Source organism: Bartonella sp. AR 15-3 (assembly GCF_002022445.1).
Lineage (GTDB): Bacteria > Pseudomonadota > Alphaproteobacteria > Rhizobiales > Rhizobiaceae > Bartonella.
The window spans coordinates 1033757-1045476 of record NZ_MUYE01000001.1 but is presented as its reverse complement, the minus strand read 5'-3'; the positions used below and the strand labels follow the sequence as shown (position 1 = coordinate 1045476).

Annotated in this window: 11 protein-coding genes and 1 tRNA gene; 1 reads left to right on the top strand and 11 read right to left on the bottom strand. The window is 34.5% G+C overall.

Features of this window, described 5'->3' with window-relative positions; translation table 11 throughout:
• Positions 1-428 precede the first annotated feature (428 nt).
• Positions 429-1664, bottom strand: a complete 1236-nt coding sequence (locus BAR153v2_RS04675) for a porin (protein ID WP_078680523.1) — start codon at positions 1662-1664, stop codon at positions 429-431.
• A gap of 351 nt (positions 1665-2015) precedes the next feature.
• Here BAR153v2_RS04675 and BAR153v2_RS04670 point away from each other — a divergent pair.
• Positions 2016-2106, top strand: a tRNA-Ser gene (locus tag BAR153v2_RS04670).
• Between the two features lie 162 nt (positions 2107-2268).
• On the opposite strand, the gene BAR153v2_RS07270 is transcribed toward BAR153v2_RS04670, so the two are convergent.
• From BAR153v2_RS07270 to BAR153v2_RS04625, 10 genes are all read right to left on the bottom strand, one after another.
• Complete coding sequence (locus tag BAR153v2_RS07270) at positions 2269-2691, bottom strand: tyrosine-type recombinase/integrase (RefSeq protein ID WP_244548637.1); 423 nt, start codon at positions 2689-2691, stop codon at positions 2269-2271.
• Positions 2684-3331, bottom strand: a complete 648-nt coding sequence (locus tag BAR153v2_RS07265; RefSeq protein WP_143245215.1) for a lambda exonuclease family protein — start codon at positions 3329-3331, stop codon at positions 2684-2686. The genes BAR153v2_RS07270 and BAR153v2_RS07265 overlap by 8 nt, the downstream gene beginning before the upstream one ends.
• Positions 3332-3368: 37 nt before the next feature.
• On the bottom strand, positions 3369-4124 hold the full coding sequence (gene bet / locus BAR153v2_RS04660) for a phage recombination protein Bet (protein ID WP_078680522.1): 756 nt from the start codon (positions 4122-4124) through the stop codon (positions 3369-3371).
• 131 nt (positions 4125-4255) lie between these two features.
• Positions 4256-4519, bottom strand: coding sequence for a hypothetical protein (locus BAR153v2_RS04655; RefSeq protein ID WP_244548636.1), 264 nt, complete (start codon positions 4517-4519; stop codon positions 4256-4258).
• Positions 4520-4712: 193 nt separating this feature from the next.
• Complete coding sequence (locus tag BAR153v2_RS04650) at positions 4713-5024, bottom strand: transcriptional regulator (RefSeq protein WP_078680521.1); 312 nt, start codon at positions 5022-5024, stop codon at positions 4713-4715.
• A gap of 240 nt (positions 5025-5264) precedes the next feature.
• Entirely contained in the window at positions 5265-6059 is a 795-nt protein-coding gene (locus BAR153v2_RS04645) for a heme ABC transporter ATP-binding protein (protein WP_078680520.1), read from the bottom strand.
• Positions 6056-7153, bottom strand: a complete 1098-nt coding sequence (locus BAR153v2_RS04640; RefSeq protein WP_078680519.1) for an iron ABC transporter permease — start codon at positions 7151-7153, stop codon at positions 6056-6058. Before BAR153v2_RS04640 ends, BAR153v2_RS04645 begins: the two co-directional genes overlap by 4 nt.
• A 5-nt stretch (positions 7154-7158) precedes the next feature.
• Positions 7159-8061 carry a hemin ABC transporter substrate-binding protein gene (locus BAR153v2_RS04635; RefSeq protein ID WP_078680518.1) on the bottom strand — a complete coding sequence of 301 codons (903 nt, stop codon included), beginning with the start codon at positions 8059-8061 and terminating at the stop codon, positions 7159-7161.
• Between the two features lie 16 nt (positions 8062-8077).
• On the bottom strand, positions 8078-9121 hold the full coding sequence (locus BAR153v2_RS04630; protein ID WP_078680517.1) for a hemin-degrading factor: 1044 nt from the start codon (positions 9119-9121) through the stop codon (positions 8078-8080).
• A gap of 247 nt (positions 9122-9368) precedes the next feature.
• Positions 9369-11567, bottom strand: coding sequence for a TonB-dependent hemoglobin/transferrin/lactoferrin family receptor (locus BAR153v2_RS04625; RefSeq protein WP_078680960.1), 2199 nt, complete (start codon positions 11565-11567; stop codon positions 9369-9371).
• Positions 11568-11720 lie beyond the last annotated feature (153 nt).

The following is an 11720-nucleotide window of genomic DNA, read 5'->3' as shown; positions in this document are numbered from 1 at the left end:
AATCAATAAAAATATTTTTGTAATGTCTATATATGTAATCCATTCCCAATCAGAGCATTTATTTATATAATTATGATCAGCTGAAATACTCATATTGTCAATTGCAAAGATGTATTTTGAGTAATTTAAGAATGTTTTTTGAATGGGCTCAAGAAAAATTGTAAGTAATCAACCTACAATATTAGAGAAATAGTATAAATAAAAAATATATGCTTATGATTTATTTCATAAGTAATCCATTGATATAAAAGGTATAGCAATATTATTAGTAGAACACTTGTAATATATATAGTGAAGTTGTTACTTTATTAGATAATTATCAATGAGTTCAATATTATAAGAGATTTGTAATTATTACAAATGTTATCAGTAAAAAAGAAACTGGTAACCTAAAGTTACCAGTTTCTATAAGCATAATTTGTCAGGGATTAGAATGAACGTTGAAAACGAATCATACTTTGCAAAGCACTTTTTCCATTCAAAGCATTGCTATAGTGTGTGTCATTACTTGCTTTACCTTTGAAAGTACGGTCATCCTTCCAAGAAAGATAAGTTAGTTCAGGTGTAATAACAAATCCTGGAATCAGTTTATATGCAATATTAACGGATGTTGCGAAAGTTTTTATAGCACTATAAGATACTTGAGCATTCAAATTTGCTTTTGGATTGATTTTGTAAGTTGCGCCAGCCCACGCTGCCCATTTACCACCCCAGTTTGCATAAATGGTCGTATTCTGACGTGATAATACATTGTTAGAACCCTCTACAGTATTTACTATATAGTAATCTAGGTTGTTTTTATAACCTCCCATTGCCCAAAGATTCAAATTATTGTTAACATTAAAATCTACACGTGTCTTAGCAGCCCATTTTTTGTAGTAAGCGTCATAAGCGAAAATAGTTGAAACACCACCCCATTTTTGCATAAATTTCATACCAAATAAGACATTGGGATTATAGTCTTTTGTTTGTTTGCTAGGAAGATCTGTATCATCAACACGAACAATTTTGCTATTTTTATCGATATAATAATAGTCGATATTATCACCAGCGTTTGTTTTAAGAGAAGGGCCTGAAGCATTACCCAATTCAACTCCGACAATAGCGGAAAAACCAGAGTCAGCATTAAAAGTGTAAGAGATAACGTTAGTGCGTATATCACCTGCTGGTGCTATGCTGTCATTATTTATAACTTTACCATAACCACCGGTCCAACTGTCGAAAATCGTTTTATCAAGACCTACACGAAAACCACCAATTTCTATATAAGCAGCACGAAGTTGTCCACCGGAATTATCTTTTCCTTTGCTCCATTGTGAGCGAAGTTCTGCATATGAACGGAGTGTTCCTAATTCCGTTTCAGAAGCAGCTTGGAAAATAAGAGTTAAACGTGAAGTTGTGCGATAAGTTTTTTTACCATTTGCTAATTCCGCATCGGTTATTGCATTAATATTATCACCACCTGCGAAATCAGCACGGACATTACCAGATATGCGAATACATGTTTCTGTTCCAGGAATATAGAAATATCCTGCACCGTATGCATCACATGCACGTACGTATTCTATAGGTTCAGGTTCTGCTGGAATAGTTGAAGCCGCTTGAGATCCAGAAACTCCAGAGAGAGCTAATGTAGAGCTTAAAAGGAAAGTTTTAATATTCATAAAGGATCTCCAGTTGGTTTATTTATAGAACGAATAAAGTGTATAAAGAATATAATTATGTCTTTATGTCTGCTTACTGAGAAAGTGCGAAGTAATTAAACAGAACATTACATATTATTAACTATACAAATCTTTATTTGAAAATACAAACATAAATTAATCTGGTTGAAAAAATAATCTTGTTAAAAATGATTTATGTACTATTTAGATTCGTGTGATAAAAAAGACACAAATTCCCATTATTTTATTTTTTTATTTAATCTAATCAATTAAAATGAAAATTTCAGATATTTTTGAAAAAAATTGAAAATATCTTGAATTTTTTATTGATACTGTTTATGCACTTTAGCCGGAGAGGTGGCCGAGTGGTCGAAGGCGCTCCCCTGCTAAGGGAGTAGGGCTCAAAAGGCTCTCGAGAGTTCGAATCTCTTCCTCTCCGCCAGATATCAATAAAATCAATAGGTTATATAAAGGTTAGGAATTTTTGTTTCTATTGATTTTATTATGTTTTTTCTGTTTTATCCCTAACCTTTTTGATAGCTTCTATTGCGAGGCGTTTTTTGTCAGCTGTTTGAGTATAGAGTGATGCCCCACTGTCTTCTGTTCAGCCAAAATTGCTTTGAGTTGTGAGACTGTACCCTGAATTTTCGGCACTTGTTGCTGCTAATTTTCTTAATCCATGAGCTGATTTTTTAATACTTGCTATATTACAAGCTCCTCTAAATAACTTGCCAAAGCTTTCTTTTGTTAATTGTTTATTACCTTTGCTGCGAATAAATGTTTCATTTCCAATAGGACCAATTTTAAGAGTTTCTGCGAGTTTTGGTAAAATGGAAAGAAAAACGTCTGTTTTGAATTGGCTCTTTTCTGTTTTGAGATGAATGATGTTATCTTTAACGCATTTCCAGGCAATGCGAACAGCATCATCACGCCGTAAACCAGTGTACAGAAGAACGTCAATCCATACGCGCTCATGAGTAGCATGAGCCCAACAGTGATAATATTGGTCAATATCTTCTCTAACCATGGGGTAAAACCTTTTTATTAGATGGCTTGGGTGCTTTTATATTAAAAGCAGGATTTCTGTTTAAAAGAGCGTTATCAACCGCTTGATTGATGGCTTCAATCTGCTCATCATTGCGATGAATACGCTGAACCTTAAGACGTAAGTGAGCGGATTGTCCTGCAAACCGAGGATCATAGCTTACAAAATCACACCACTGACGTCCTGTACAAGCCATTTGAAAATGCATTTGTGCTAAATATTCTGGTTTGATTGTTTCTGTCATCCAGAAACGAAGGTGGTTTGCAGACTGGGGACATTTAATCTCAACTAACCCGTCCTCACCAATGAGCCCATCAGGACTTGCTCCGGCCATTTGAATGGTAGGATGTTGGATGAAACCACATTGAGTGACCTCTGTATCGTAAATGAAGGCATATTCTTTCAATGCATTCTTTTCATGTTCAATGCCCCATTGCATCGCTGCTGTTGTATAAGATTGGCTTATTTCACCGACTAAACGTTCTGTTATGAGTTTGATTTTGTATTCTTCATATTTGCTTGTGGGCAAGTTTTTAGAAGTTCGACTAAGGACGTTGTAAATATTTGAAGAGGTGACTTTCCCTAAACGTGCTTGAAACCATTCTGCAGTTCTTTGCTTCATTTCACACCGCCCTTTTCTCTGGGTGATGAACACAGTCTTAACTGTAGGTGTCATCATAGTCATAGACAATGTCAACTGGCTGTTGTTCTTGAGGGGGTTGTTTTTCTCTTTTTTTCTGTAAGAGCTGCAAAACAATTTGCCCTTCTTGCAGAGAAAGATCTGTTATATTTTTGACATTTGCAAAGCTCAAAACTTTTGTTTCATCTGTTTGTGTTTCATGCATGAGGCCTTGGATTTCCATGATCATTTCATCGGATACAAGCTGCCTTTGTGAATGAGAGCCTTGATTAATCCGTTCAGCTTCATCTTCATCGTAAATACCAGAAAATCCGAAAGCATAACGGGCACATTGGATGACCGCTTTATGACGCAACATGCGTGCAGGATACTTTTGCCACGGGTCAGTTTTTTGTTTGCATTCGTTAAGATATTCAGTGACCTCAATAGGATCTTTAATTTCTTTCAAACGAATAGCACATTTGATAGCTATCAGCTGGCCATTCTTGTCAAGTTGATCTTGAAAGGTCATCCCATCAAATTGAGGATTTGATTTGATAATCTTGATCCATCCATCAATAGAAACAACAGGAATAATACCGCCCCCTCTTTTAGGAAGAGCGTAAATCTCTTTTGTGAGTGGATTTAGTCCATAAGTATTAGCGACGGAAATAAAAGCAGCAAACTCTTCATCAGAGAAGTTATGGCTGATACAGGTTTTAATAATGGTTTTACGAAACTCTTGTTCTGAGAAGCCATATTTTTGTGAAATAATGGCTAAAGGAGAATGTGTCATGTTAAAGATTCCTCTTTAAATCACATCAGAGAGTCTGAGGTGGTGCTGCTCTTCATAAGTGCCATAAATCTCATCATCAATTTTTTGATCTTCTAGATCTTTTTTAAAGATTTCATAGGCATCGCTGTATTCTACAAAGGAGGAACATCGCTTTCTTCATCCAGCATCCATCTGCTTTGGTCTAAATATTCTTCAGCAATTTCTTCGGAAATATCTTCCCATCGATTTGTTGAGAGTTCGATGCGAATAATTTTTTCAACATCATCGATACCCGATAAAAAGTTCAATACTTCTGTTGCATCATAAAAAGGCCCAGACCGTGCAGTGTTTTCACTTTCATTACTGCACATTGCTAAAAGAATTTCATCTGAATTAATAAAAATCAGCTTTTTCATTATTTACCCCATCTAATGCTTCATGGCTGTTGTTTGTTTTCAGTTTATGGAATATGTATATTTCATATTAAATGAAAAATATCAATTATAAATTTCATAAAAAACAAAATATCTGCGTATGGAGGCTAATAGTGGATTAAAGAAATGCTAGAAAAACTTTGGAAATATGGGGATAAAAAGGTGATAGCTGCTATTATTTTTTGTCTAATTGGCCAGAATTCTGAAGAATCGTTAAAACAGCTTGCTGAACTTCAGGTTTTGCTTGATAAAAAAGGCGAATAAATTGACCAGATTCCTCAATTAAAAAAGGTGGTATTTCACCAATGAAATTAATAATTTTTATTAATTCATCTGCTTTTATTGAGCGGTTTGTTCCTGAGCTATTTAATATGCTAGTAAGAGTAGAGGGTAATATTCCTAAATGCTCAGCTAGCATTTTTTTACTGCCATGCCCTTTTTTAGCTAATTGCTCATTGAGCCATAATCTTAATTGTTCACGTTCCATGAAATAAAAATCTTTTAGATTGAATGAAAAATCAATGTTATAAATTCTGAAATTTATTCTTGATAAAATTCATTTTTTATGAAATGTTGTTATTATGAGACAAGAACCTGCATATACTATTATACAATATTTGGGAGGACTATATTAAGAACAATAGTTTATATGAAAAACTCTATTCGAAAATCTTGATTTTCCGATTGAAACAAACCTTTTTCAGGAAAAGATGTTGTATTACATGTGTTATAAATGAGATGCTGTTTGTGGTAGTATGAAAGGGATGTTTTTTTTAGGTACTTCAGAAACTGTGAGCGAGCAATTATAAGCTTTACGCAGATTTTCTGTTGTTAAAACAGTGGAGGCATCTCCTTCACAACAAATTTTTCCTTGTTTTAATAATATTATTTTATCGGCATAGTGAGCGGCAAGATTGAGATCATGTAGAACAGCAAGAACACCACCGCCAGAACGAACAAAATTTTTTATAATATTCATAACAATCAACTGATGTTGTATATCAAGGTTGGCAATAGGTTCATCTAATATCAGCCAACGAGCAACTCCATTATAAATAGGCTCCCATACTTGGCAAAGAACACGGGCAAGCTGGACTCTAGCTTGTTCGCCACCAGATAACTGGTGATAATATCGGTTTTCATAGTTTTCTAGACCAACACGTTTTAAGGCTTTTTGAGGGAGGCTTTTAAATTGAGCTTTTGTGATGTTAACTTTGTTGATAGAAAGACCAAGTCTTACTACTTCATGAACAAAAAATGGAAATGCTAATGTTGTTGATTGGGGTAAAACTGCACGCATCATTGCTATTTTATTTGCTTGTGTTTGTTTAATATCATGGCCATTTAGAGTCATTTTACCATTATAAGGAATTTCTCCACTAAGTGCTTGTATAAAGGTACTTTTTCCAGATCCATTTGGGCCAATAATTATAGTGAGAGCGCCACTTCTAGCTTGAAGATGAATATGATTGAGAATATGTGTTTTCTCGCGCTGAATACAGATATTAATTGCCTCAATCATAAAAGATTTATTCCTCGTTGGTATATAAGGATCCAAAGAAAAAAAGGCGCGCCAAAAAGTGCTGTGACAATTCCAATGGGTAATTCTGCTGGAGCAATAATACAACGCGCAAAGGTATCAGAAAAAATGAGTAATACTGCTCCTAAGAGAGCTGAACAGGGAATGAGATAGCGATGATCATGACCAATAAGCAGACGTAAAATATGTGGAACAACAATACCAATAAAACCAATACCACCACTGATAGCAACTGCTCCTCCACACATGAGAGCAACAAGCAAAACAGCAACATTTTTAATTCGTTGAATATGAAAACCAATATGTTGAGCGACAGCTTCTCCGAGTGCAAGTGCATTGAGCGCACGTGATAAAAATGGAGAAAAAAGCAAGCCAATCCAAACAATAGGTAAAATAAGATAAACTTTTAACCATGTGGCACCCGAAAGAGAACCAAGATTCCAAAAAGTAATATCACGCAATTGTTGATCATTGGCAGTAAAAATTAAATTTCCAACAATAGCACTACTGAAAGCACTGAGAGCAATGCCTGCAAGAAGCATCGTTGCAATAGAGGTAAAATTGTGTCGTGTTGCTATTACATAGAGGATCATTGTTGATAAAAGGCTACCAAGAAATGCACCTATGACAATTTTGTAAGATTCTAGAAACGGAATAAAGAAAGGTGGGAAGGAAACACCAATGACAATGACTAATACAGCGCCGAGACTCGCACCTGCTGATACACCTACGATTCCAGGATCTGCAAGAGGATTACGAAAGAGTCCTTGCATAAGAACGCCAGAAACAGCAAGAGCTGCTCCAACCAATGAACTTAAGATAATACGAGGTAATCTGATATCAATAAGTATAAGGTAGTCATATGTCTTACTAGCTACTGAAAAATTTTGCGTAAGAATTATATGAATGAGATTAATGAGAGAAGCATTTGATGCACCACTGAATAGTCCACTAAAAATACTGAAGATAAGGAGCACTATTAAACTTAATAGCGCAATTTTTCCCCGATTTATGGTTTTTTCTTTTGAATTTTCTATTATTTCAGAGATATGCGTTGTGGCAATATGCTTAACCATTTCTATCAACTCTTACCATTTTGTTCTGTGTTATAAAGCATATTAATCAGCTCTTTTGATGCATCTGCAGTGCGTGGACCAAAACCTAAAAAATACATGGGCTCTATTTGTCTAATAGCATGGTTTTTAGCCGCAGGTGTTGCTTGAATTGCTGGTATAGCTAAAATTGTATCAATTTTAGTTGAATTTCCATTATGATTTATAAACAAGATGAAATCAGGATTCGAGTTTAATAAGGCTTCATTATTTAAAAATTTGTATCCTTTATAATCAGAAATGGCATTTATACCTCCTGAAAGTTTTATCATACCATCAGCTGCAGTATCTGTTCCAGATACCATAACACCTCCGTTTTGTACGGAAAAAATAAAAAGAACACGTTTTGGTTTAGTTATTTTTGTTAAAAGCATATCGTTGTTCATAAAGTTGCGGTTCAATTTTTCAATCAGTTCAGTTGCTTGAGCCTCTCGATGTAGAGCTTTACCAACAAGGTGAATTTTTTCTATGACACTTTCACGTGAAAAGTTTTCTGGTATGATTATGAGAGGTATTGATGTTTTTTTGAGAACATCAATTGTTGAAGGAGGACCGCTTCCTTCAATAAGTAATATACCTTCTGGAGAAAGAGATAAAATACCTTCAAGGGAAAGGTTACGCATATACCCAAGTTCAGGAAGTTTGAGTGCAGCTTGTGGATAGATACTTGTGCTGTCACGAGCTACAAGTTGGTCTTGAGCTCCTAATGCATAAACAATTTCTGTAAGAGAACCACCTATGGAGATAATTCGCCCATTTTCAGGAAAATTTGTTGTCGGTTCGGCAATTACTTGTCTAGAAAAAAAAGTAAAGAAAAACAACAAACCTAAAACAGAAAGGCCTGATAGTTTATGGAAAAAAGGTCTCAACATATCTAAGTCTTATCCTTTAAGTAATGTTTGTTTCTTGGTACAAAGGTAAATCATTCAATAAAGAACGCCATTTTTCGCATTCTTTTTGACCTTCTTTTCTTAGACCAAAGAATTGAACAATCATTTCGCCATTTTGATCAAAAACTTCAAGAGAACTAACATAACCCTCACTTATAGGTTTACGAACGTGCCATACTTTGTAAACGCCAGCAATAAGCATATGTAAGTGAAATTTTTCATCAAGAATATTGAGCCAAGGTCCCATTTGTTTAATGTTTTTAATTGGTCCACTGAAAATTTGGATGCAGCCTGCATTACCGACAAAACACATAATTGGTATTTCTTGTTGAACGGCCTTATTCAGCATAATTTCAATAGATTCTACACTTAATTCATCGGTAAACTCGTTTCCAGCGAGTTTTACAGCATCATGCCGACCAATCTTAAATTCAGAAGTAATTTCATGGAGCTGATGCACATCAGTCATTTTTCTCCAACGGTTACGGAATTTCTCAACATCTAAATTTGTTATATTGTGTTGTATAGGCTTGGGGGTAGAAAGAATATGAAGAGCAGATGATTGATCTTCATGAAGCAATTTTTCAACAAGCTTATTCCATTGTTCCATATTTGTCATATCTTTAGAATAGACTTTAAAAATAGCAGTGCCGTATTGATCGAAAAATTGTAAACTTTTTGTTGGTTTTCCAAAAACCATCATTTCATATTCAAAACCGAATTCCCATTTTTTGGGAAAAATTCGCAAATCAATTTCCCCAAATGTCATAGGGATATGTTTATTCAGAACAATTTTTTCAAAACATCCTGTTTTTTCATGAACGGCATATTCATTGCGTGTTAATGCCATAACGGTTTCAACTTTAGGAGCTTTTTCAAGGAGAGTAGGAATATCAACTTTTAGTCTTTTTGCTTTTCCGATTGTACGATAAGCTGCGATGAATTCTGCTTCAGATATACCAATCGAAGTAGCAAAATCACGATTACGCATATCTTTTTTTTCTTCACGCAGTTTAATAATCATTTCAGCTGTATAAGACATAGATTTTCCTTACTTTATTTAGAGTCAATTTTACTTCATTTAAAAAAATTACACTGAGCCATTGTTTACAATGACTCAGCCTACCAATAAATCGCTCCTATCAATAATAAAAATTGAATCTGATAAATTAAAATATTTATAATCCTTTTCCCAATTTTGGGCTTAGAATAAAGTAAGGATTAAAATGGAATAACGTCCTTTTTATCAATTATGATTTCCTCAATAGTTTAAAGATTAACAGCAATAATTAGAATTTTTGTACATAAGATACCTTAAAGTTACGACCCGGCTGACTAAAATAATCTTTTGGTGGTAGTGACTGGCGTCTAGGGATAGGAGAAGGAGAAGGTAGATCAGTTGCATTCCAGTATTTTTGGTCAAAAAGATTATAAATACCAGCTCTTATAATTGGGCCTTTTTCACCGAAAGGTTTCCACCAACCCAATATATCAACTACACCATAACCTGGAACTGTATTGTAATCAGAATCTCCTTTTACTTTATCACGCTTAGCTGCTAAAGTAAGTACAATGTCTGTTCCCCAAAGTTCTTTTTCATATCCTAAACCAAAGACTGTTTTAAAAGCTGGGATTGAGTTAAGATATTCATTTTTATCAAGATCTTTTCCTTGTGTATAAGCAAGGGCAACATTGCTATAAAGACTATTCACCAAGATGAAATGTGCTCTTGTTTCGACACCAGAAATACGCACATGAGCACGATTTATATAATGTTTGCGCGCATATATAAATTCTTTTGAGGGCCCCTTATCTATAACATCAATAAGGTTTTTATATTCATTGGTAAAAACACTGAAAGAACCATTAAAATGCATGTTGTTGTATTGTACACCAATATCATATCCATTACTGGTCTCTGGTTTGAGATTAGGATTTCCAATCATATAGTAAAAAGAAGGTTTGACAAAGGTTAAGTAAAGCTCTGAAACGCTTGGTGCGCGAAAAGCTTGCGCCCATTGAGTATAAAATAATACTTGATTATTAGCATCCCATTCTATCCGCATTTTAGGAGATAAATGTGAACCGCTATTTTCTTTGGGCAGTACTCTGGAACCTAATGTTTTTTCAAACGCAGGTGTCTTTTGAGGGATATGTTTATACCAATCATAACGTATTCCGGGGATAAGACGGAGACTATTGTCAGAAAAACCAATTTCGTTTTCGAAAGCCAAACCAAAAGTCTGGCTATTTGTATCTGGTGCATCTGATTTGTTTGTACTTAGGAATACACATGCATGCTCACTTCCTTTTAAATGACAATTATCTTTCCCCAATGCATATTGATGAAATTTAGAAGCAAAAATATTTGCAGCGAACTTTAGCTTATGACTTACAGAACCACTATCTAATTTTTTGAAACTATGAGCATTAAAGCCATAACCAATATTGCGCATAAAATTATCTCTTAAATAGTCTCCTTTTGGTGTTTGTATACGATATCCATTTAAGATGTGATTATTTGATAGTTTTTGCCAATAAAGCTGTCCATGAAATGCGTCAAAAATAGCATCTTCATTACCATTATAGTCATAGGAGACAGAAAAACGTTTACGATGTGTGTATTTCTCATTGTAAACAGATTGTGGCAAAAATATTTCAGTTGAAGTATTTAATGAATGAGTGTCCTTATTATAAGCAAAACGCTCTGCTGTAAAGCCAAATCGGTGATTATCATTAAAATATTGGTGGACTTTAAAAAGCAAATTATTTTTATCAAAATCAGCTGGATTTTCTCGTGTACGTTTCTCTCCATAACCCTCTACAGTACCCATATTTTTACGTTGATGACCTTCTGCACGAGAACCTTGAAAAAGCAATAAAGTTTGATTAGTTCGCACTGCAAAAGCTTGATCTACGTGCCAACTTTTATCAACAGAATTATAGCTACCTTTTGTAAGAGCCCCCCATTTTTTTTCTTTTGTAAGAAGGTCTTCAGGATTAAGAGTCCGTAAGGCAATAATCCCACCTAGTGCACCAGAACCATGAAGACTAGAATCTGAACCACGAACAATGTCAATTGCAGAAAGCGCATTAAAAGCAAATGCAGAACTTCCACCTTTAATACCACGCACTCCATCGTCAAGCCATGGAAGAGGAATACCATCCATTGTTGTTAAAACACGATTGGCATTTAGACCACGAATTACAAAGCTGTTATTATCTGCACTATAGTTTATAGATGGATTAAGATGGTTAACATCGCGAATATCATTTATTTGTTTCTTATCAATATTTTGAGCAGTGCTACGATCGGTCAAAACAGTTGTTTTATTGAAGGGATTTTCTATTTTTTTTTCAATTATGATTGGCTTAAGTTTAGTTATAGAACCCTTACTGCTGTTTTGTGCAAAAACAAATGAAGGTATATAAACTAAGAGCGTAGCTAAAATCACATACTCTTTATAGATATTCCGTTTTATTCGCATAGCCCACCATGGTCCTTTTAATAAACGCCCCTCTCTATAAGTTCTCACATATAAAATAAACACATATAAAAATATTTGCCTTACTAATTACACAATGTAATCACATAATCGGTAAGCCAAGCACTAACTCAGTTTATAATATTAACGCGATCA

Coding starts and splice junctions, on each gene's coding strand:
- BAR153v2_RS07265 (WP_143245215.1), bottom strand. CDS start 3,331: ATGAAGCAAAGAACTGCAGAATGGTTTCAAGCACGTTTAGGGAAAGTC.
- BAR153v2_RS04675 (WP_078680523.1), bottom strand. CDS start 1,664: ATGAATATTAAAACTTTCCTTTTAAGCTCTACATTAGCTCTCTCTGGA.
- BAR153v2_RS07270 (WP_244548637.1), bottom strand. CDS start 2,691: ATGGTTAGAGAAGATATTGACCAATATTATCACTGTTGGGCTCATGCT.
- BAR153v2_RS04635 (WP_078680518.1), bottom strand. CDS start 8,061: ATGTTGAGACCTTTTTTCCATAAACTATCAGGCCTTTCTGTTTTAGGT.
- BAR153v2_RS04650 (WP_078680521.1), bottom strand. CDS start 5,024: ATGGAACGTGAACAATTAAGATTATGGCTCAATGAGCAATTAGCTAAA.
- BAR153v2_RS04655 (WP_244548636.1), bottom strand. CDS start 4,519: ATGAAAAAGCTGATTTTTATTAATTCAGATGAAATTCTTTTAGCAATG.
- bet (WP_078680522.1), bottom strand. CDS start 4,124: ATGACACATTCTCCTTTAGCCATTATTTCACAAAAATATGGCTTCTCA.
- BAR153v2_RS04630 (WP_078680517.1), bottom strand. CDS start 9,121: ATGTCTTATACAGCTGAAATGATTATTAAACTGCGTGAAGAAAAAAAA.
- BAR153v2_RS04625 (WP_078680960.1), bottom strand. CDS start 11,567: ATGCGAATAAAACGGAATATCTATAAAGAGTATGTGATTTTAGCTACG.
- BAR153v2_RS04645 (WP_078680520.1), bottom strand. CDS start 6,059: ATGATTGAGGCAATTAATATCTGTATTCAGCGCGAGAAAACACATATT.
- BAR153v2_RS04640 (WP_078680519.1), bottom strand. CDS start 7,153: ATGGTTAAGCATATTGCCACAACGCATATCTCTGAAATAATAGAAAAT.